General features: G+C 74.5%; 19 protein-coding genes. 4 read left to right on the top strand and 15 right to left on the bottom strand.

Annotated elements, in window-relative coordinates; genetic code table 11:
* Positions 1-75: 75 nt before the first annotated feature.
* Positions 76-1512, bottom strand: a complete 1437-nt coding sequence (locus AB0C33_RS43925; RefSeq protein WP_358299348.1) for an MFS transporter — start codon at positions 1510-1512, stop codon at positions 76-78.
* A 136-nt stretch (positions 1513-1648) separates the two neighbouring features.
* Here AB0C33_RS43925 and AB0C33_RS43920 point away from each other — a divergent pair, with 136 nt between their 5' ends.
* Positions 1649-2002, top strand: a complete 354-nt coding sequence (locus tag AB0C33_RS43920; RefSeq protein WP_358299345.1) for a helix-turn-helix domain-containing protein — start codon at positions 1649-1651, stop codon at positions 2000-2002.
* A gap of 183 nt (positions 2003-2185) precedes the next feature.
* Entirely contained in the window at positions 2186-2824 is a 639-nt protein-coding gene (locus tag AB0C33_RS43915) for a hypothetical protein (protein WP_358299342.1), read from the top strand.
* On the opposite strand, the gene AB0C33_RS43910 is transcribed toward AB0C33_RS43915, so the two are convergent.
* Positions 2811-3356 carry a YceI family protein gene (locus AB0C33_RS43910; protein WP_358299339.1) on the bottom strand — a complete coding sequence of 182 codons (546 nt, stop codon included), beginning with the start codon at positions 3354-3356 and terminating at the stop codon, positions 2811-2813. The genes AB0C33_RS43915 and AB0C33_RS43910 overlap by 14 nt on opposite strands.
* An 89-nt stretch (positions 3357-3445) precedes the next feature.
* On the opposite strand from AB0C33_RS43910, the gene AB0C33_RS43905 reads away from it, so the two are divergent.
* Positions 3446-3901, top strand: coding sequence for a MarR family transcriptional regulator (locus AB0C33_RS43905; protein ID WP_358299336.1), 456 nt, complete (start codon positions 3446-3448; stop codon positions 3899-3901).
* Positions 3902-3931: 30 nt separating this feature from the next.
* Here AB0C33_RS43905 and menC read toward each other — a convergent pair whose 3' ends face one another.
* The 12 genes from menC to AB0C33_RS43845 all read right to left on the bottom strand — a co-directional run bounded on the left by menC (position 3932) and on the right by AB0C33_RS43845 (position 18835).
* Entirely contained in the window at positions 3932-5050 is a 1119-nt protein-coding gene (gene menC, locus AB0C33_RS43900) for an o-succinylbenzoate synthase (protein WP_358299333.1), read from the bottom strand.
* On the bottom strand, positions 5047-5805 hold the full coding sequence (locus AB0C33_RS43895) for a GNAT family N-acetyltransferase (protein ID WP_358299330.1): 759 nt from the start codon (positions 5803-5805) through the stop codon (positions 5047-5049). The genes menC and AB0C33_RS43895 overlap by 4 nt, the downstream gene beginning before the upstream one ends.
* 53 nt (positions 5806-5858) lie before the next feature.
* Positions 5859-7469 carry a helix-turn-helix domain-containing protein gene (locus AB0C33_RS43890; protein WP_358299327.1) on the bottom strand — a complete coding sequence of 537 codons (1611 nt, stop codon included), beginning with the start codon at positions 7467-7469 and terminating at the stop codon, positions 5859-5861.
* Positions 7466-9016, bottom strand: coding sequence for an amidohydrolase family protein (locus tag AB0C33_RS43885; RefSeq protein WP_358299324.1), 1551 nt, complete (start codon positions 9014-9016; stop codon positions 7466-7468). The genes AB0C33_RS43890 and AB0C33_RS43885 overlap by 4 nt, the downstream gene beginning before the upstream one ends.
* A gap of 41 nt (positions 9017-9057) precedes the next feature.
* The gene (locus tag AB0C33_RS43880; RefSeq protein WP_358299321.1) at positions 9058-10770 is read right to left on the bottom strand and encodes an ABC transporter ATP-binding protein; all 1713 of its coding nucleotides are present in this window, start codon (positions 10768-10770) and stop codon (positions 9058-9060) included.
* Positions 10763-11620 carry an ABC transporter permease gene (locus AB0C33_RS43875; RefSeq protein ID WP_352355187.1) on the bottom strand — a complete coding sequence of 286 codons (858 nt, stop codon included), beginning with the start codon at positions 11618-11620 and terminating at the stop codon, positions 10763-10765. Before AB0C33_RS43875 ends, AB0C33_RS43880 begins: the two co-directional genes overlap by 8 nt.
* Entirely contained in the window at positions 11617-12564 is a 948-nt protein-coding gene (locus tag AB0C33_RS43870; protein WP_358001330.1) for an ABC transporter permease, read from the bottom strand. The genes AB0C33_RS43875 and AB0C33_RS43870 overlap by 4 nt, the downstream gene beginning before the upstream one ends.
* Positions 12564-14123, bottom strand: coding sequence for an ABC transporter substrate-binding protein (locus AB0C33_RS43865; protein WP_358299318.1), 1560 nt, complete (start codon positions 14121-14123; stop codon positions 12564-12566). The genes AB0C33_RS43870 and AB0C33_RS43865 overlap by 1 nt, the downstream gene beginning before the upstream one ends.
* Positions 14124-14244: 121 nt before the next feature.
* Positions 14245-15810 (bottom strand): serine hydrolase domain-containing protein, encoded by a 1566-nt coding sequence (locus AB0C33_RS43860; protein ID WP_358299315.1) that lies wholly within the window; start codon positions 15808-15810, stop codon positions 14245-14247.
* A 59-nt stretch (positions 15811-15869) separates the two neighbouring features.
* Positions 15870-16724: a M55 family metallopeptidase gene (locus tag AB0C33_RS43855; protein WP_358299312.1), complete on the bottom strand. Its 855-nt coding sequence runs from the start codon at positions 16722-16724 to the stop codon at positions 15870-15872.
* A 2-nt stretch (positions 16725-16726) separates the two neighbouring features.
* Positions 16727-18160 (bottom strand): MFS transporter, encoded by a 1434-nt coding sequence (locus AB0C33_RS43850; RefSeq protein WP_358299309.1) that lies wholly within the window; start codon positions 18158-18160, stop codon positions 16727-16729.
* 63 nt (positions 18161-18223) lie between these two features.
* On the bottom strand, positions 18224-18835 hold the full coding sequence (locus AB0C33_RS43845) for a TetR/AcrR family transcriptional regulator (protein ID WP_358299306.1): 612 nt from the start codon (positions 18833-18835) through the stop codon (positions 18224-18226).
* A 69-nt stretch (positions 18836-18904) separates the two neighbouring features.
* On the opposite strand from AB0C33_RS43845, the gene AB0C33_RS43840 reads away from it, so the two are divergent.
* Entirely contained in the window at positions 18905-20236 is a 1332-nt protein-coding gene (locus tag AB0C33_RS43840; RefSeq protein ID WP_358299303.1) for a M14 family zinc carboxypeptidase, read from the top strand.
* On the opposite strand, the gene AB0C33_RS43835 is transcribed toward AB0C33_RS43840, so the two are convergent.
* Positions 20202-20888 carry an alpha/beta hydrolase gene (locus AB0C33_RS43835; protein ID WP_358299300.1) on the bottom strand — a complete coding sequence of 229 codons (687 nt, stop codon included), beginning with the start codon at positions 20886-20888 and terminating at the stop codon, positions 20202-20204. The genes AB0C33_RS43840 and AB0C33_RS43835 overlap by 35 nt on opposite strands.
* Positions 20889-20890 lie beyond the last annotated feature (2 nt).

Genomic DNA, 20890 nt, shown 5'->3' with positions numbered 1-20890 from the left:
ACCGCCGCATGCACCGAAGGGGTGCTCGCGGCGGCCGAGGCCCGTGCCGGGGGCAGGGGATAAGGGGGCGGACCGTCAGGGGGTCGGGTCGGGGGTGCGGCGGGGCAGGGTGAGGGTGACCAGGAGGCCGGCGATCATCACCGCCGCGGTGAGCAGGACGACCAGGAACTCGCCGTCCGCCGTGGCGGCGCGCAGGGCCTGGCCGGTCCTGCCCGCGGTCCCGAGGTCGGCGATGACGGTGAAGACGGCCAGGCCGATGGCGTTGCCGATGTTGAGCGCGGTGGAGGCGATGCCGTTGGCGACGCCCTGTTCGTGGGCGGGGGTGCCGGTGGCGGCGGCGATCCACATGGCGGTCCAGACGACGCCCTGACCCAGGCCGGAGACGACGAGACCGGGGATCAGCAGGCCGTACCCGGCGTCGGCGTCGAAGCCGAGGGCCAGGACGGCGGTCCCGGCGACGCCGACGGCGAAGCCGATCAGCAGCGTGGCCCGGGTGCCGATCCGGGTGGCCAGGCGCTCGCCGCCCTGGGTGCCGGCGGCGATGGCCAGCGACGGGACGAGGAAGGCCAGTCCGCTCTGCAGGGCGCTGTAGCCGTGGACGCTCTGCAGCAGCACGGTGAGGAAGTACGGCAGGACGCCGAACGTGGCCATGTAGACGAAGGTGACCAGCATGCCGACGGTCAGGCTGCGGTTGCGGAACAGCCGGAACGGCATGAGCGGATCCGCGCTGCGGGCCTCGACCAGCGCGAAGATCACCAGCAGCGCGGCGGCCACCGCGAAGGCGCCCGCGACCAGGGGGCTGCCCCAGCCCAGCTCGGGCCCCTCGACCAGGGCGAAGACCAGCAGCGTGGACCCGCCGGTCACGGTGAGCGCCCCCGGCACGTCGAACCTGCGCCGTTCCCGCCTGGCCGGGTCACGCGGGACGACGGCCAGGGCGGCCAGCGCGACCAGCCCGGCCAGGGGGACGTTGACGAAGAAGACGGCGGGCCAGCCGAAGTTCTCGGTGAGGACGCCGCCGAGCAGCGCGCCGATCGTCAGCCCGCTGGCGCCCGCGCCGCCCCAGACGGCCAGCGCCCGGTTGCGCTGCCGCCCCTCGGCGAACAGGCTGTTGAGCAGCGCCAGCGTCGAGGGCAGCAGCAGCGCCCCGCCGACGCCCTGCACCGCGCGGGCGGCGATGATGACGACGGGGCCCGCGGCCAGCCCGCCTGCGAGCGAGGACAGCGCGTAGAGGGCCAGGGCCAGCACGAAGACGCGGCGGCGGCCGAGCAGGTCGGCCGCCCGTCCGCCGAACAGCAGGAAGCCGCCGGCGAAGACGACGTACGCGCTGACCACGAGCTGCTGGGTCTGGCCGGGGAAGCCCAGGTCGGCGCCGATCCGCGGGAGCGCGACGAAGACGATGTTGAGGTCGAGCGCGTAGATGAGCTGGGCCAGGGCGAGCAACGCCAGGGGCCAGCCGAGCCGGGGCTTGACGCCGTCCGCGACGGACGCGGGCAGCGTGGATGGTGTGGACATGGAACGCCCTTCGGAGGGAGCCGGTGAGCGGGCACGCGGAAGCCCGCCGCACGAAACGATCGTACGATGATTTACGTACGGTCGTACTATGCCAGACCGGAAGGGGATTGTTCGACAGTCGCGGTACAGTTGGACCATGGCTTTCCGTCATCCCGACCCTGATCAGATCCGGGTCGAAGACGTGCTGTCGGCGCTGGGGAACGGCGTGCGGCTGTCCGTCGTCCGCATCCTCGACGCCGGGGGTGAGCACAACTGCACCAGCGTGCTGAACACGCTGGGGATCACCGCGAAGTCGACCATGACCCACCATTGGCGGGTGTTGCGCGACAGCGGGGTGATCTGGCAGCAGCCGTCGGGCCGGGAGAACCTGCTCGTCCTGCGGCGCGAGGACCTGGACGCCCGCTACCCCGGCCTGCTCGACGCCATCCTGTCCGGCGCCCGCACCGACGCCGCCCCCCAGCAGCACGACGACACCGCCCCGGCCACCTGACCTACCGGCCCGGCCCGCGCGTTCGCACCGGCCGGGCCGCCGGAGGCGTCACCGCGGCCGGTGGACGCGCGCTTGCGGAGCAGCCCCACCGGTGGAGCAGCCCTACCAGTGGAGCAGCCCTACCAGAGGAGCAGTCCTCCAGGAGGGGCGGCTCAACCGGGTTCCGGCGCGTACATTGCTGGCATGTTGCTGCGCGTCGGCCGGGTGGTCGCGGGTGTGGTCGCGCTGGTGCTGGGGGCTTCCGCCGCCTTTCCGGTGAACGCCCTGGGGCCGCGGCTCGGAGCCGGCGGTTGTCCGGTCTCGTCCGCCGGCGGGTGGGAGCGCGGTGACCGGCCCGGGGAGCTGGTGCCCGCCGACGGCGCGGTGTCGGTGACGATGTGCGAGCTGCCCCTGCCGTGGTCCCGAGGGCAGGCGGCAGTGCCGGTCAGGAGGCTCACCGATGGGGTCGGCGCGATGGTCTCCGAGCTCAACGGCCTGCCCACGCGCGACGCGCTGGAGGCCGAGCTGCGCCGGCGCGAGTCGGCCAAGGGGCGCGTCCTGGGCGACGACCTCCACCTCGGCGAGATCTGCACCCCGGTCGGCCGCGGCACGAGCCTGTCCTTCGTCGTGCATTACGGGAACGTGCGCCGGCCCGCCGTCGTGCTGGTCGATCGCAACTGCGGCACCGCCCGGTACGCGGGCCGGACGCGGTTCGGCGATCCGAGCGAGGACTTCCTCCGCCGTTACCGGGCGCAACTGGAGGCGCGGCCGGCGCCCGTGCCGCTCGACGGCCGTGGACACGGTGACCGACCGTGGCGGAACGGAGCGGTCAGGCGGACCTGACGGCGGAGATGTCGAACTCCAGGGCGATCCGGTCGGAGATCATCACGCCGCCGGTCTCCAGCGCGGCGTTGTACGTCATGCCGAAGTCCTTGCGGTTGATCGCCGTGCCCCCCTCGAAGCCGACCCTGGTCACGCCCTGGGCGTCGACGGCGGTGCCGGTGTAGTCGAGCGGGACGGTGACCTGCCGGGTCACCCCGCGGATCGTCAGGTCGCCGGTGACCTCGAAGGTGTCGCCGCCCGCGTGCTTGACGGACGTGGACTCGAAGACGATGTGCGGGTGGGCGGCGGCGTCGAGGAAGTCGCCGGTGCGCAGGTGGCCGTCGCGCATCTGGTTGCCGGTCTGGATGCCGGCCACGTCGAGCACCACGCGGACGGCGGAGGCCGCCGGGTTCGCCGCGTCCAGGCGGGCGGTGGCCTCCTGGACGGGGATGCTGCCGCGCACCTTGGTCACCATGGCGTGGCGGGCGACGAACCCGAACCGGCTGTGGGCCGGGTCGAAGGTGTAGTCGCCGCTCAGCTCGCTGGGGTACATGTCGCGCTCCAATTAGTTCAGCACTGGAAGATTCGGCACGACAGTACATAGATTTATTTCAGCACGCAACCTTCCAGTACGATCGGGGCATGACCCGCTGGCTCAACGACGACGAACAGCAGGCGTGGCGCAGGTTCGGGCTGGCCACCCGCCTGCTGACCGACCGCCTGGAACGCGACCTGATGGCGGCCGCCGACATGCCGCCCACCTACTACGAGCTGCTCGTCCTGCTGTCGGAGGCCCCCGGGCGCACGATGCGCATGAGCGAGCTGGCGCAGTGGACCAACTCCAAGCCGAGCCGCATCTCGCACGCGGTCAACAAGCTGGAGCAGAAGGGGTGGGTGCGCCGGGAGCACTACGCCGGCGACCGGCGCGGGTGGCTGGCCGTGCTCACCGACGACGGGCACGCCGCGCTCCGGGCGGCCGCCCCGAAGCACGTGGCCAGCGTCCGTGAGCACCTGGTCGACCTGCTCACCGCGGAACAGCTGCGGCAACTCGCCGACATCAGCCAGGTCCTGCTCGACCACCTCGTCGAGCAGGAGTGACAACGTCCGGTCAGCCCACGCCCGACCGTCTCACCCGGCGGGGGTGACGCGGACGGGCGGGTCGGTGGTGAAGGCCGCCAGGGCGTCCGGGTCCGGCGTGACGCCGACGCCGGGGCCGTCGGGCACCACGATGGAGTCGCCGGTCAGCTCGATCGGCGCGGTGATGTCACGCTCGTAGTAGCGGGCCGTCGCCGAGATGTCGCCCGGCAGCGTGAAGCCGGGCAGGCTGGCCAGCGCCAGGTTCGCCGTCCGGCCGAGCCCGGTCTCCAGCATCCCGCCGCACCACACCGGCACGTCCGCGGCCAGGGCCAGGTCGTGGATCCGGCGGGACTCCAGGTAGCCGCCGACCCGGCCGGGCTTGATGTTGATGATCGAGCAGGCGCGCGCCCTGATCGCGGCGGTGGCGGCGCGGGCCGAGGTGATCGACTCGTCCAGGCAGATGGGGGTGTCCATGCGGGCGGCGAGCCGGGCGTGGCCGTCCAGGTCGTCCGGGGCGAAGGGCTGCTCCAGCAGGGTCAGGCCGTAGGCGTCCAGGCGGGCCAGGTGGCGGGCGTCGGCGGGGGTGTAGGCGGTGTTGGCGTCGGCGGTGAGCATCAGGCCGGGGCCGAACGTCTCGCGCACCAGCCGCACCGGTTCCAGGTCCCAGCCGGGCTCGATCTTGAGCTTGATCCGGGCGTACCCGGCGCCGACGTGCCGGTCCACGGTGTCGAGCAGGTCGTCGAGGGTGTCCGCGATGCCGACGGACACGCCGACGCGCACGCTGGACCGCACCCCTCCCAGGTGGGCGGCCAGCGACAGGCCGCGCGCCCTGAGCACGGCGTCCAGGACGGCCGTCTCGACGGCGGCCTTGGCCATCGGATGGCCGCGCAGGTGCGCCAGCGCGGGCGCGACGCCGGCCGGGTCGAGGCGCGGCACCGCGAACAGGGCGGGCAGCAGGAAACGGCGGATGAGGTCGGCCGCGCCCTCCAGGTACTCGGGGCTGTAGGTGGGCTCGTCGTCGGCCACGCACTCGCTCCAGCCCTCCTCCCCCTCGGCGCCGCGCACCCGCACCAGCAGCGCCCGGCGCACGGTCTGCGTGCCGAGCGAGGTGCGGAACGGGGTGATCAGGGGCAGCGCGACCGTGCGCAGCTCGGCTTCGGCGATCCTCATGCCGCGCGCTCCAGCACGTACCAGCCGTCCCTGGTGAAGGCGGCGATCCGGTAGCCGCGGGCGAGCGCGCCGCCCAGGGCGGCCCGCTGGGCGGCCCGCCACCGCGCGGCCTCCGCGGGCTGCTCGCGCCGCAGCCGCTCGGCGTCGGCGGGCGTGGCGCAGCGCAGCACGGCCGCGCCGCCCGGCTCGCGCGGCGCCCCGGTCTCGTCGAGGATCACCTCGGCCTTCCGGGTCCCGCCCGGGGCCGACCGCTCCGGAGAAGGGGCCGGGTCGACGGGCCAGTGGGCGAACAGGCGGTCGGTGACGTCGCCGCCGTTGATGCCGTCGTTCATCGGCCCGTAGAAGTCGGGCACGTACCGCTCGGCCCGCGCGCCGAGCCGGGCGAGGTTGAAGAAGGCGTTGCGGCGCACGAGCGGGTCGAAGGTCCAGGAGATGGAGTTCAGGCCGCGTTCGGCGGCCCACGCGCGCTGGTGCGCCTTGATCGCCTGGCCGATCCCCCGGCCCCGCGCCTCGGCGGCCACGCCCACGACGTGGGAGTGCAGGCTGCCCCCCTCGGCGAGGAACCCGGAGGCGGCGGCGACGAGCACGCCGTCGAGGTAGGCGCCGCCGACGTAACCGCCGGTGTGCTCAAGGGCGCACATGAGGTCGACGGCCACCGGCGGGTCGTCGCCCGCCCTGGTGTTCCAGACGCGGCGCAGCAGCCGGTCGGCGGCCTGGAACTCGGAGGTCCCGTGGAGGATGCGGATATCGAGCATGGCATCAGCATTCCGCCGGACCGCCGCCGGATCGTTGGCGCGCAAGCCCAACTTCAGCCGCCGCCGTTTGTGCCGGACGCCGGGCTCTGACCACCGCCCGCGCCGGACGCGCCGATCTCGGCCAGCCGCAGCTGAAGGCCCAGCACGAGCCGGACGTCGGGCTCGTCGAGCGCGATCAGCTCGCCGATGCGGCGCAGCCGGTACCTGAGCGTGTTGGGGTGCAGCGACAACGCCTCGGCCGCCCTGGGCACGTCGTAGTGGGCGGCCAGCCAGGCCCGCAGGCTGCGGACGTAGTCGGTGCCGTGCCCGGCGTCGTGCTCGGCCACCAGGGACAGCGGCTCGCCCGTCAGCGCCGGGCCGGACCGCATCGAGGCGGCCGCGTCCAGCAGGAACAGCGCGGCGGCCAGCTCCTCGTGCAGGCCCACCTCGCCGCCCGCGAACGGGCCGCCCATCGCGCGCAGGGCCTCCTCGGCCTGCCGGGCGGCGGCGGGGACCTGCGCGAGCGAGGCCGTGACCCGTCCGACGCCCGCCCGCCAGTGCCCGCCGAGCCGGTCGGTGATCCGGCCGAGGGTCTCGGCGGTGACGCGGCGCAGCAGCGCGGTCCCGGCGCCGGCCGCCACGATCGCGTACGTCCGGCCGTCCACGGCGCCGACGGCGGCCCTGATCCGGTAGACGGCGTAGGCGGTGCGCAGCAGGTCGGCGGCGTGCGTGGCGGCGAAGACGTCGGTCCGCCCGGCCGGGTCCCCGGCGGCCACCACCCTGACCGGCTCGTCCGGGCGCAGGCCCAAGGAGGCGGCCAGCTCCCCGGCGGGGCCTGCGCCGCGCAGCAGCCGGCCCACCCACTCGTCCCTGGTCCGGCGGGCCTCGTCGGCGGCCAGGCTGAGGCGGGCCAGGTGCGGGGCGGCGGTCCTGGCGGCCTCGGCGAGCACCGCGTCGGCGTCGGGCGCGAGCGGCTCGTCCGCCTGGATGGCCCAGATCGTGCCGAGCGCCTCGCCCCTGGCGCGGACCGCGATGGCCAGCCGGGGCAGGTACTCGCGCGGCTCGTGGCTCCACACGGCCCCCTCGCAGCGCAGGACGGCGGCGTACTCCTCGGCGTTCGTCGGGTGCTCGGGCACGCGCCGGCCGAGGATGCCCTCCCTGCGCAGGTCGTCGATCGGCTGGCCGATCGTGGAGTAGGCCAGGACGCGCATGGCCAGGTCCTCGATGGCCACCGCGCCCCCGACGCGGGCGGCGACCTGGTTGGCCAGCGCGAACAGGTCGCCCGCCTGGCCGCCGCCGCCCAGGTCCGCGGCCGGGGCGACGAGCGCGAGCAGGGCGTCCACCAGGGCGTAGAGCTGGCCCCAGGCCAGGCCGGGGGCGGCGGCCAGCAGCGCCACGCCCGCGCCGCGGGCCGCCTCGGTCAGCGCGGCGGCGTCGCCGATCCCGGCCCGGACGACGACCGCGCTCACGCCCGCCCCGGCCGCGCTCTCCAGCAGGGACGGCTCCGGCCTGCCGGTGGCCAGCAGCAGCGCCCCGGCGTAGGCGGCCAGCGGCTCGTCGGAGCCGTGGATGACCGGCGCGCCCACCATCGCCTGGCGGCCGGACGGCAGGCACAGCGCGCTCACCGTCTCCGCGCCGAGGCTGTCGAGCAGCACGCCGAGCGTCACCCGGCCCTGGCCGCTCACGCCCGGCCCCCGCGCAGGAGGCGTCCGTGCCGGCCGCCGGTGAACTCGCCGTCGTCGATCACCATGCGGCCGCCCAGGAGCACGTGGGTGACGCCGGCCGGGCGGGTGGCGGGCTCGTCGTAGGTGCCGTCGTGGCGGATGGCGGCGGGGTCGAACACGCACACGTCGGCGACCGCTCCCCTGCCCAGCCAGCCCCGGTCGGCCAGGCCGAACTGGGCGGCGGTGGCCGAGCCGACCTTCCTGATCGCCTCGGCCATCGGCACGAGCCCGCGTTCGCGCACGTACGCGCCGAGGAAGGTGGGGAAGGTGCCGTACGTGCGCGGATGGGTCGGCCCGTCGGGCGGCCCGCCGTCGGAGCCGATCGACACGAGGGGGTGCCGCATGATCCGGGTGACGTCGTCGTCGTGCATGGTGTGGAAGACGCCGTCGGCGTGCGGGTCGGCCATGAGCAGGTCGCACAGCGCGTCCCAGGGCTCGCGGCCGTCCAGCAGGTCGGCCAGCGAGCGGCCGGTGACGGCGGCGGAGGCGTGCCGCAGCAGCCGCACGTCCTCGGGGTGCGTCTCCCGCCACAGGCCGACGCCGGTCGTGCGCTCGGGATCCTCGGCCAGCGCGCGCAGCGCCCGCCGTTCCGCCGGGTCGGCCAGCCTCCTGAGCAGCTCCGGCTCGCCGCCTTCGCACGCGGCGGGTGGCAGCAGCGCGACCAGCCCGGTGCAGAACGCCCGGTACGGGTACACGTCGGCCCGCACGTCCACGCCCCGGACCCGGGCGGCCGTCAGCTTGTCCAGCAGCATAGCCGACGACCCGTGCACGGCCCGGCCCGACGCCTTGCAGTGGGAGACCTGCAGCCGCACCCCGGCCGCCGCCGCGACCTCGACGGCCTCGTCCAGCGCGTCGGCCAGCCCCTCGCTCTCGCTGCGCAGGTGGGTGGCGTAGACGAGGTTCCAGCGCCGGGCGGCGCGGGCCAGCGCGATCAGCTCGCCGGTGCCGGCGTAGGCGCCCGGCACGTACTCCAGGCCGCTGGACAGCCCGCACGCGCCCGCGGCGAACGCCTCCTCGGCCAGCTCGGTCATCCGGTCGAGCGCGCCGGGCGGCGGCGCGGCGTCCATGCCGCAGACGGCCGTGCGCAGCGTGTTGTGGCCGACGAGCGCGGCCAGGTTGTTGGTCGTGCCCTCCCGCTCCACGGCGTCGAGGTAGCCGCCGAAGGTGGTGAAGGCGTGCTCGCCGAAGATCCCTGGGGTGAAATGGGCCGACTCGGGGTCGGCCGGCCCGCAGGAGAAGCCGCAGTTCCCGATGATCTCGGTGGTGACGCCCTGCCACAGCTTGAACGGCTGCGCCCCGGCCATGAACGGCACGGTGTCGGAATGGCTGTGCGGGTCGATGAAGCCGGGCGCGACGACCATGCCGTCCACGTCCACCACGCGGGCGGCCCGGCCGAGGTCGCGGCCGGTCGCGGTGACGCGTCCGCCGCCGATGGCCACGTCCGCGGTACGGCCGGGCGAGCCGAACCCGTCGTGCAGGGTGCCGCCGCGCAGGATGAGGTCGTGCATGAAGGTATTACCTTTCCCGGGTACGAGATGCGTCGGTCATGTCAGGGGACGGCCGCCACCAGGCGCCTGGTGTAGTCGTGGGCCGGGGCGTCCAGGACGGCCGAGGTCGTCCCCTCCTCCACGACCGCGCCCTTCAGCAGCACCACGGTCCTGGCGGCGACCTGGCGGACGACCGCCAGGTCGTGGGTGATGAACAACATCCCGGTGCCCAGCTCCCGGCCGATGCCGCGCAGCAGTTCGAGCACGTGCGCCTGGACCGACACGTCCAGGGAGGCGACCGGTTCGTCGCAGATCAGCAGCGCGGGCCGGACGGCCAGGGCCCGGGCGATGGCGACGCGCTGGCGTTCGCCGCCGGACAGCGCCTTGGGGCGGCGGGCGGCGTACGCGGCGGGCAGTCCGGCCAGCTCCAGCAGCTCCCCCACGCCGATCCGGTCGGCGGGCGCGGCCCTGGCGATCGCCTCGGCCAGCGTCGCGCCGACGGTCATGGCGGGGTTGAGCGAGGTGGAGGGGTCCTGGAAGACGCACTGGACGAGCCGGTGCACGCGGGCGCGTTCGCGCGGATTCAGGGCGGCGCGGTCGGTGACGTCGAGGCCGGCGAGCCGGATCCGGCCGCCGTCGGGGGTGATCAGGCCGAGCACCGACCGGGCCAGCGTGGTCTTCCCCGAGCCCGACTCGCCCACCAGGCCGACGGTCTCGCCGGGGTTCACGTGCAGGCTGACGCCGCCGAGCGCGGTGTGGGCGCCGTACCGTTTGCGCAGGTCCTCGATGTGCAGCAGCGGCTCGCCGGCGGCCGGGGCGGCGGGGAGCGCGGCCTCGCGCAGCGCCGGGCGGGCGGCTCCGGCGGTGTCGTGCACGCAGGCGGTCAGCCGGTCGGGGCCGATCGGGCGCAACGGCGGCCTGGCCGCGGTGCAGGCGTCGGCGGCCAGGTCGCAGCGGGTGGCGAACGCGCAGACGTCGGCCACCGCGTCCGCCCGCGGCACGGCGCCCGGGATGCCCACCAGGCGCTCCAGCGTGCGTTCCGCCGAGGGCAGCGCGGCCAGCAGCCCCGCGGTGTACGGGTGCGCGGGCTCCGCGGCCAGCTCCGGGCCCGGCCCCTGCTCGACGACGCGCCCGGCGTACATCACCGCGACCCGGTCGCAGACGGCGAACGCCACGCGCAGGTCGTGGGTGATGAGCAGCACGCCCATGCCGCGCGCCTCCTGGACCCGGCGCAGCAGCGCCAGGATCTCGTGCTGGGTGGTGGCGTCCAGCGCGGTGGTGGGCTCGTCGGCGACGAGCAGCTCGGGGTCGCCGGCCAGCGCGGCGGCCAGGGCGACGCGCTGCCGCATGCCGCCCGAGAGCTGGAACGGGTAGCGTCCGGCCACGGCGGGGTCGCCGATGCCGACCTCGGCCAGCCTGCGCGCGATCTCCTGCCGGGACGTGCGGCCGGGCAGGGTCTCGGCGATGTGCGCGCCGGCCGTGCGCAGCGGGTTGAGCATGGCGAAGGGGTCCTGCATGAGCAGCGAGATCCGCCGTCCGCGCACGCCGCGCAGCAGCCGCTCGGACGCGCCGACGAGCTGCGCGCCGCCGACCTCGACCGACCCCTCGGCGCGCAGGCCGCGCGGGAGCAGGCCGACGAGGGCGCGGGCGGTCAGGGACTTGCCGCTGCCGGACTCGCCGACCAGCCCGACGGTCTCGCCCGCGGCGACCGTCAGGTCCACGCCGTCCACGAGCACCCGGTCGCCGACGACCCGCAGGCCGCGTGTCTCAAGCATCGGAGAGCCTCTCGAAGAGCTGGTCGCCCAGCAGGGTGGCGGCGGTGGCGGCGACGGTGACCAGCGCGGCGGGCACCACCGCGGCCCACGGGTTGAGGTCGAGCAGGCCGCGGTTCTCCTCGATCATCAGCCCCCAGTCGGGCGTGCCGGCGGGCAGCCCGATGCCCAGGAAGGACAGACCGGACAGCGCGACCAGCGCGGCGACGAAGCTGAGCAGCGCGCCGGCCACGACCGTTGGCGCGATGTTGGGCAGCAGGTGCCTGAACATGATCCGGCCGCGGCTGAGCCCGAGCGTGCGGGCCGCCTCGGCGTAGGCCAGCTCGCGCTGGGCCATGGTGAGGCTGCGCACCACCCGGATGTCGCCGGGCGTGAACAGCACCGCCATCGCCAGCACCGCCCACCCGATGCCGCCGCCCAGCACGCCCACCAGGACGATCAGCATGAGCAGCCCCGGCATCGCGATGAGCAGGTCTACCACCCGCATCATGACGGCGTCGATCCAGCCGCGGCGGTAGCCGGCCAGCAGCCCGAGCGACGTGCTCATCGCGCACGTGCCCAGCGCGACGACGAGCGGCCACAGCAGCGCCGAGCGGGCTCCGGCCAGGCAGCGCGACAACACGTCCCGGCCCAGCTCGTCGGTGCCCGCCCAGTGGGCCCAGCTCGGCATCGTCGCGCCGAGCGCGAGGTCCTGCGCGGCCGGGTCGTAGGGCGCGATCCACGTTCCGAACAGGGCGGCGAACGCCATCAGGGCGAGGATCCCGCCCGACAGCAGCGTCAGCGGCCCCGGCCGGGCCCGGCGCAGCCGCCGCGCCCGTCCGCCGAGGCGCACGGTCCCGGTCACGACGCTCACGCGGCCACCGCCCCGTGCCGCACCCGCGGGTCCACCGCGAGGTAGGCCAGGTCGATCAGCAGGTTGACGGCGACCACCACGGCGCCTCCCATCAGGACGAGCGCCTGGACGACGGGCAGGTCCTTCTGCCCGACGGCGCTGACGAGCAGCTCGCCGACGCCGTGCAGCCCGAAGGCCCGTTCGACGAACAGCGCGCCGGTGAGGTTGGCGGCCAGCAGCAGCCCGCCGACCGTGAGGACGGGCAGCGCGGTGTTGCGCAGCGCGTACCCGATCCAGTAGCGGGCGCGGCCGACCCCGCGCGCCCGGGCGAAGGTCATGTAGTCCTGCCCGGCCAGGTCGAGCGCGGCCGCCCGCATCTGCCTGATGACGACCGCCGCCTGCCCGGTGGCCAGCGCGATCGCGGGCAGCGTCAGGTGCGCGACCCGCTCGGCGAACGTCTCGCCCGCGCCGAAGACGGGGAACCAGCCGAGGGTGACGGCGAAGCCGTACAGGAGCAGGATGCTCATCGCGAACGGCGGGATCGCGAGGCCGACCAGCGCGGAGAGCGTGATGCCCCGGTCCAGCGGGCCGCCCCTGCGCATGGCGGCGGCCAGCCCGGCGGGCAGGCCGACGGCGAGGGTGAGGATGATCGCGTAGGCGGCCAGCCCGGCGGTGACGGGCAGCCGGTCGGCGATGACGCTGGTGACGGGTTCGCGGCTGTAGAGGGACGCGCCGAAGTCGCCGCGCACGGCGTCGCCGAGCCAGGTGGCGTAGCGGACGGGCAGCGGGTCGTCGAGGTGGTACTGCGCGCGGACGGCTGCGCGCGACTCCGCGGTGGAGGGCCGCGGCCCGAGCAGGACCTGCTCCGGATCCCCGGGGGCGAGCGCCAGCAGCGCGTAGGTGAGCACGGACAGCACGCCGAGCAGGAGCAGCGCGGCGGCCAGGCGGCGGGCGACGAAGGCCATCAGACACCGGCCGCCGGGCGGATGGTGCTGAAGACGTTCATGGTCCAGGTGCCGAACTGGCCGGTGAACCGCTTGCGCAGCGCGACGGCGGCCTCCTTGGTGTAGAGCGGCACGTACGGCACCTGGTCGGCGATCTCGGCCAGCACCTCGGTGACGGCGGCGGCGCGGTCGGCGCCCTCGCGCTTGCCGAGGGCGTCGAGCCGGGCGTCCATCTCGGGCGAGCCGTAGCCGCTGAAGTTGAAGCCCTGGGGCCCGGCCGAGGCGCGGCTGACCAGGTCGGGCAGCACCTCGCCCGGGTCGGGGGTGCCGTAGAGCAGGTCGACGAGCTGCAGCGGGGTGTCCTGGTGGCTGAACATGCGCTGCCGGTACTGCTCGGTGGGCAGCGGCTGGAGGTCGAGCTTGACGCCGATCACCGCCAGGTCGGCGACGATGGCCTGCAGCGCCTTGACGTCGTCGCTGCCGCTGTCGTACGGCGCGGCCAGGGTGAAGCCCTGGGGGTGGGCCGACTTGGCCAGCTCGGCCTTGGCGGCGTTCACGTCGTGGGGGTGGGCGGGCAGCTTCGGCGGCGTGTCACCGTACAGGGCGGCGAGCTGCGGCTTGGGCAGCATCAGGTCGGCGATGCCGCCGTGGCCGCTGGTCATGAGCGTGGCCAGCGCGTCCCGGTCGAGGGCGTGGGCGATGGCGCGGCGGACGTGCACGTCCTTGAGCGGACCCTCGCGCACGCCGAGTGACAGGTAGGTGATGTTGTTGGCCGGGTAGAAGGAGGTCGTGACGCCGGGCAGGGCGCTCCACTTGCGCGTCTCGCTGACCTGGATGTCGTTGGTGCCGTCCACCTCGCCGGAGGAGACGGCCAGGCGCAGCGTCTCGGGGTCGCCGATCGCCTTGATCTCGATCCTGCGCAGCTCCGGCTTGGGGCCCCAGTACAGATCGTTGCGTTCCAGCGTCACCCCGGAGGTGAGCGAGAACTTCGTGACCTTGAAGGGGCCGGAGCCGAGCGTGCCGACCTCGGGCGAGCCGAGGTCCTTCGGGTGCGCGGCGGCCAGCCTCTTCGGGACGATCTGCCAGGCCAGCGCGGCGGTGGCCAGGAAGCTGGCGCTGGGCTTGCTCAGGGTGACCTTCACCGTGCGCGGGCCGGTGGCCTCGACCTTCTTGACCTGCGTGACGTAGCTGGCGGCCTGGGAGGTCACGGCGGGGTCGAGGTGGCGGGTCAGGGAGTAGGCGGCGTCCTCGGCGGTGACCGGCGTGCCGTCGCTGAACCTCGGGCCCTCGCGCAGGGTGAAGACGTACGTGCGCGGGTCAGGATGGGTCCAGGAGGCGGCGATGCTCGGGATGACCCTGCCGTCCGGGCCGAGGGTCACCATCGTGTCGAGGACGGCGAACTGCACGGTCGTGGAGGCGTCGTTGAAGCCGTGGGCGATGTCGAGGCTGTTGGGGGCCGTCCCCGTCGCCCAGCGGAGCGTGTCGGGGGCCGCGCCGGAGCTCGCGGCTCCGGCGCAGCCGGCCACCAGCACGAGCAGAGCGCCCGTGGCGAGCCTGGCGAGTGCGGTTGCGGATGTCATGGAACCACCTCGGGGAGTGAGCGGGGGGAATAGTCGGACGCTAGAAGCCCGGCCTCCCTCGTTCACTGACCCGGCAGCCAAACTCTGCGCGCCCCGGCTCGTGCTGCAGGCCAACACGGCCCTAGACCAGACCAGGGGGGACGCCGACGGGCGCGGTGCCGTCGGGCTGGGCGGTGAAGCGCAGGCCGAGCAGGCCGAAGCCGCTGAGCAGCAGGTCGCCGTCCCCGTCGAGGCGCAGGGTGAACGGGCCCGCGCGCCACGTCCCGGCGGGTGCGGGGGCTACGGGGGCCTGGAAGGTCAGGCCGACGCGCAGCGTCCCCTCGTCGACGACGGCGAGCACGCCCGTCTCGTCGTTGAGCCAGGCGCCTCGCGGGGCGGGCTCCTCCCCCGGGGGGTCGCACGGCTCGTACACGCTCGGCCAGCGGATCGACCCGTCGTGGCCGAACAGCAGCCGCCCGTCCTCCGGCACGATCCAGATCCGGCCTGCCGGGACCTGCGCGTACCAGCGGCCGTCGACGTCGAGGGCGAGTTCGAGGTCGGCGGCGCCGGTCAGGGCGATCGTGCCGTCCTGGTCGTCGCCGGCGGGTTCGAGCGTGAGCGTGGCGTCGGTCTCCGGGTCGTGCCAGTGCCCGAGCAGGGCGGGCCGCGCGGCCTCGGCGTCGGCCCGGGGGGCGGGGGCCGGACGGGGGGCCGGTTCCTGGCCGGTGAGGGCGCGGGCCAGGCGGAGGCTGAGGCCGACCGGGTCCAGGCCGCTGTGGTTGGTCAGGACGGCCACGCCGAGGCCGGGCTCCGGCAGGTGGAGCAGGTTGCCGACGTAGCCGTGCATGCCGCCGGCGTGGCCGTAGGCGTCCAGCTCGCCGACCGTCAGGTGGCAGATGCCGCGGGCGTACCGCAGGACGGCGCCGTCGGCGAGCGTGGTCCGCTCCAGCAGCGCGGAGCGCACGTCGGCGCCCAGCACCCGGCCGTCGGCCAGGAAGCCGAACCAGGGGGCGAGGTCGGCGACGCCGGTGACCAGGCCGCCGTCGCCGACCGCGCTCTCCTGCGTGTCGGCCCGCGCGCCGGCGCCGTCGTAGCCGTACGCCATCCGCGGCAGCGGGACGGAGGCGTCGTCGCGGAAGACGGTGTCGTCCATGCCGAGCGGCTCGAAGAGCCGTTCGCGGGCGAAGTCGGCCAGCGACCGGCCGGTGAGCCGCCGGATCACGACGGCGGCCAGGACGTAGCCGGTGTTGGAGTAGGAGAAACGGGTGCCGGGCTCGAACGTGGTCCGGCGCATGCCCGCCACGATCTTCATCAGCCGTTCCTCGTCCATCAGGGTGAACGGGACGCCGGTGACGGCCTGCAGGCCGTACCACTCCGGCAGGCCGCCGGTGTGCCGCAGGCACTGGTCGAGCGTGACGGGCACGCCGAGCCGCAGCTCGGGGACGTGCTCGCGGACGTCGTCCGACAGGCTCAGCCTGCCGTCGCGGGCCAGCAGCAGCAGGCACGCGGCGGTGAACTGCTTGCTGATGGAGGCGATGTCGAAGCGGGTACGGGAGTCGATCGGGACGCCGAACTCGACGGTGGCCACGCCCCTCGCCGCGGTGTGCAGCACCTTGCCGTCGGCGTAGACCCCGACGGCCAGACCCGGCCCGCCGGAGCGGAGGCCGGGAAGGGCGTCGAGCGCGCGTTCTACCTGCTCAAAATCCATCGTTCAAGTATCTGGATGTCCGGGTTCGAAACGCTTGTCCGGAGCGGCAAACCTGGGGGCTACCTGGTTGGTCTGCCGTACAGGGCCATCCTGGCGATCATGGCGTCCGCCGCCAGGTGGTAGCAGGTCGTCACGCATCCGAGCACCTCCCTCGGGGTGGTGAAGGTGGCCGCGAGCGTCTTGTCGGCGATCCGGCGCACACCCGGCACCAGCGCGCCCAGCTCGGCGGCGGGCGTGGTGGGCATGTCGATCTCCAGCTCCAGCACGCCGGGCAGCTCGACCGGCCGCAGCTCCCCGGCCGAGCGCACGGTCTCCGCCGCCGCCTCCTTGATCAGCCGCCGCGCCTCGGACGGCGAGAGGCTGTCGGCCGCGGTGTGCCCGTGAGCGATCTTGACGGCGACCGTGCGCACCCCGGGGAACGCCTTGCCGGCGACGTCGCAGATGACGTCGTCGCCGGTGAGCAGCCCCACCGGCACGCCGACGGCGGCCGCCTGCAGGGCGTTGACCTCGGCCTCGGAGACGATGGCGCCGTTGAGCCGCACCTCGTAGAAGTGCGAGGAGTAGGTGTGGGCGAGCACGCCCGGCGAGCCGGCGGCGGCGTGGTAGCCGAGGAACATGGCCACGTCGTGCTCGGCCGAGACGCCCTCGGCCATGCAGTCGAGCTTGGGCGTGCCGAAGATCAGCCGGGCGCGCGGGTCGAGCTCCTCGTGCAGCAGGTTGTCCATGGTGCCGTGGCTGTCGTTGACCAGGACGCTGGCGGCCCCGGCCGTGAAGGCGCCCTCGATGGCGGCGTTGGCCTCGGCGGTCATCAGGCGCTGGGCCCGCGGGTAGCCGTGGCCGGCGCGGGAGACCTGGTCCATGGTGGCGATGCCCGCCACGCCTTCCATGTCGATGGAGATGTAGACGTTCGTCATCGTCACAGGCTTTCACCGGGGCGGACGGACGGCTTCGTCGCCAGGGCAGAAACCGCCTGCCCCGCTTGCGTCTTCCGCACAGTGGCCGGGATCACGAAGGCGGCGGCGACCGCCAGCAGGCCCAGCGCCGCCGACAGCAGGTACGTGTCGACGAAGCTCTGCTCGGTGGGCGCCCCCGCGACGGCGCCGGAGGCCAGCACCATGGCGCCGAGCTGGGCCCCGAACGTGCCGCCGATGCTCTTGGCGACGAAGACCACGCCGCTGACCCCGGCCGCGCGCTCGCCCGGCACGTCGGCGGCCACGGCGTTGAGCCCGGCGGTGAGGCCGATGGAGGCGCCCAGCCCGATGACCGTCACCGCGGCCATGACCTGCCAGGGTGCGGAGTGCCACAGGGCCAGCCCGCCGGTCCCGGCGCAGACGAGCACGCTGCCCAGCACCAGCACCGTGCGCCGGCCGAGCAGCCTGGTCATCGGCCCGACCAGCGGCGCGATCACGGTGCCCGCGACGCCCATGGGGAACATGTAGATGCCGATCCACAGGGTGTCGGCGCCCTGGCCGTACCCGGTGCCGGCGGGCGCGGCCAGCATCATCGGCAGGGCGACGACGAGGCCGAAGGAGGCGAAGCCGAGCAGCACCCCCATGGCGGTCACCCCGGCCGGGGTGCGTCCGGCCAGCAGCCGCAGGTCCACGAGCGGGTCGGCGACGCGCAGCTCGACGACCACCCACGGGCCCAGCGTCAGCACGGCGGCGGCGAACAGGGCGAGCGTGGCCGGGGACGTCCAGCCCCAGCTGGAGACGGCGGTCAGGCCCAGCATGACCAGGGCCACGCCGCCGCCGAGCAGCAGCCCGCCCGCCCAGTCGACGCGACCGCCGGCCGCGCGCGGGGTGGACGGCACGGTGAACCAGGCGAGCAGGGCGGCCGCCGCCACGCCTGCCACGGCCAGCAGGAACAGCGACCGGTAGCCGAGGGCCGAGGTGATGGGCCCGGCCAGGATGAGGCCGAGTGCGCTGGCCAGCGCGGCGACGCCGACGACCAGGCCGTTGCCGGTGGCGGCGCGCTCGGGGGTGAGGGTGTCGCGGAACAGCCCGACGGTCAGGGGCAGCACGCCCAGCCAGATGCCCTCGATCGCCATGCCGGTGATCAGCAGGGTGATGTTCGGCGCCAGGGCGGAGAGCAGGACCCCGGCGCCGCTGATCGCCATCAGCGCGAGCAGCACGCGCCGCTTGTCGTACATGTCGGCCAGGCGGCCGACGATGGGGGTGCTGATCGCCGAGCTGATCAGCGAGCCGGTGAAGATCCACGCGAGCGCGCCGGGCGAGGCCCCCAGGTCCTGCTGGACGAGCGGGAGCGCGGGCGAGAGCGTCATCTCCATGGTCTGGAGGACGCCGATGTACAACACCGGCGCGCCGATGACGCCGAAGCCGGATCTGGACATGGTTCTGCCTTTCGGGGTGGGGTGACGTGCGGCCGTGTGGTCCCCCCGAACCCCGGCCGTGATCTAGGCCGGTCCGAGCACCGTCGGCGTGATCAGCGCCAGGGCGGTCTCGACGAAGAACTCCTCGTCGGCCTCGTGGGCGCCGAGCACGACGCTCTGGCCGAGCCCGGACAGCAGGGCCTTCAGGGCGCGGGCCAGGCGCAGCGCCTGTTGCGCGGTGACGGCGGCCCCGCCGTGCTCGCGGCCGGTGAGCAGCGCGGCGAGCTCGACCTCGGTCGACCTGATCGAGGTGTTGAGCCTGCGGCGCAGGTCGGGGTCGTTGAGCACGAGGTCGAGCACGCGCGTCTCGAACAACATCCGGCCGGCCGCCTGGGGGTCGGCCGACATGTGCAGGTAGCGGCGGGCGATCTCGGCCACGACCTCCGCCAGCCGCGCGCCGAACCCGCCGGTCTCGGGCGTGCGCAGGTCGAGCGGGCCGACGTAGTCGTCGACCATGGCGGCCATCAGCCCGTTCTTGCCGCCGAACAGCGAGTAGACCGCCCCCGTGGTCAGGCCGGCCAGCTCGGTGATGTCCTCCAGCTTGGCCTTCGAGCCGTCCCTGCCGACGATCTCGCGGGCGGCCTCGATCAGCGCGCGCTTGTTGGCGGCCTTGCTTTCCGCTCTGGTCAGCCGCATGACATCTCCTGCATGCCGTAAAGATAATCTGATTTACTAGAATAATCCAGATTATCAGGAGGCCCGAAAATGGACGTCGCCCCCCACATGAGCCGCGTGCCCGACTTCACCGCGTTCCCGACGGTGGACCAGATGCACGCCGAGCTCGACGACCTCGCCGCCGCCCACCCCGACCTGGTGCGCCTGCGCCGCATCGGCACCTCCCGCCTCGGCGAGCCGCTGCGCGTGGCCACCATCGGCGCGGGCCCCCATGACGCCGTGATCATCGGCGGCCCCCACCCCAACGAGCCCATCGGCGCGCTCACCGTCAGCACGCTGCTGCGGCAGCTCGTCGAGGACGCCGCGCTGCGGGAGGACTTCGGCTTCCGCTGGCACCTCATCCCCTGCGTCGACCCCGACGGCGCCCGGCTCAACGAGGGCTGGTACGCCCGCCCGAGCGACCGCCGCGCCTACGCCGAGCACTTCTATCGCCCGGCCGAGGCCGACCAGGTCGAATGGACCTTCCCGCTGACCGGCGAGGACTACTTCTTCGACCGCACGCTGCCGGAGACCGAGGCGCTGATGCGGCTGATGGACGAGGTCCGGCCCGCCCTGGTCTACTCCCTGCACAATGGCGAGCTCCAGGGCGCCTTCTACTACCTCAGCCGCAACGACCCCGCGCTCGCCGCCCGCCTGACCGCCATCGCCACGGCCGAGGGCCTGCCCCTGCACATGGGCCCGCCGGAGCTGCCCGGCGCCGTCCAGATCGCGCCGGCGGCCTACCTGACCCCGCGGGGCGCCGAGATCGGCCCGACGTACGGCACCGGCGGCGGCAGCGTCGACTACGCCGACCGGTTCGGCGCCCTGCACCTGGTCACCGAGCTGCCCTATTGGGCCGATCCCCGCGTCTCCGACCAGACCCCGACCGGCCAGAAGTACGAGGAGACGATCCGCGACTGCCTGGCCGGGCAGCGCGACCTGATCGGCGAGCTGGCCGCCTCCCTCGCCCGCGTCAAGGGCGACCTGACCGTGCGCTCCGCCTTCCGCCGGGCGCTGGAGGACTTCGTCGGCACCCACGACGACTTCATCGGCGAGTGGGAGGGCCTGCCCGGCACCGACCGCCCGGCCACGGTGGCCGAGGCGGTCGGCGGCCGGCAGCTCGTGCACCTCATGCGGCTCCGGTACTGCGGCACCTGCCTGCGCATGCTGGACGCCGAGCTGGCCGCGGGCAACGCGACGCCCGCCGTCCGGGCCGAGCGCGCCCGGCTCGGCGCGCGCTTCGACGAGTGGTTCGCCGAGGCCGAGGCCGACGCGCGGAGCACGCCGATCCCGCTGCGCTCGCTGGTCGCGGTGCAGCTCGGCGCGGCGCTGCTCGCGGCGGACGCCGTCAGGCGGGCAGGAGGGCGGTCAGCTCACGCCTGACCAGCGGCCAGGTACGGCTCTCCGGGTCGATGAGCACGAAGTGGCCCGCCCCCGGGACGCGCACCAGCGACGTCCCCGGGTGGGCCGCCAGGTACGACTCCGAGACCTGGACGGGGACCCGCTCGTCCGCCGTGCCGTGCACGATCACCAGCGGGCCCGTCCGGTCCGGCAGGCGTACCGGGTCCAGGCCGGGATGGTCGTCCGGCGGGCCGCCGAGGAAGTCGGCCACCGCGCCGTCGTCGAGGTCCAGCCGCGCGGCCAGCCGCAGGTCGGCGACCGGTGCCAGGGCGAGGACGGCGGTGCCGTCCGGCGCGGCGCACATGGCGAGATGACCGCCGGCCGAGTGGCCGACGACCACCGAGGGACGCAGCAGGCCGACCGCGGCCCGCAGGTCGGCGACCGCCGCCGCCGGATCTCCCGGCCTGCGGCGGTACTCGACGGCGGCCACGCCGCACCCCGCCCGGTGCAGCGCGTTGGCCATGGGCCGCAGGTGCGTCCGGTCGTACTCCGGGCGCCAGAACCCGCCGTGCACCAGCGCCACCACGGGTCCCTCGCCCGGCCACAGGTCGATCACCTGGTCGGCGTCGTCCCCGTACCGCAGGGTCCGGAGCGGGCCGGGCGCCGGGCGGGTCAGGACGGCACGGTTCTCCACCC

It is taken from the genome of Nonomuraea sp. NPDC048881, assembly GCF_040649795.1.
Lineage (GTDB): Bacteria > Actinomycetota > Actinomycetes > Streptosporangiales > Streptosporangiaceae > Nonomuraea.
Note: the sequence above shows the minus strand (reverse complement) of the source record. Positions and strands in the feature narration are given on the sequence as shown.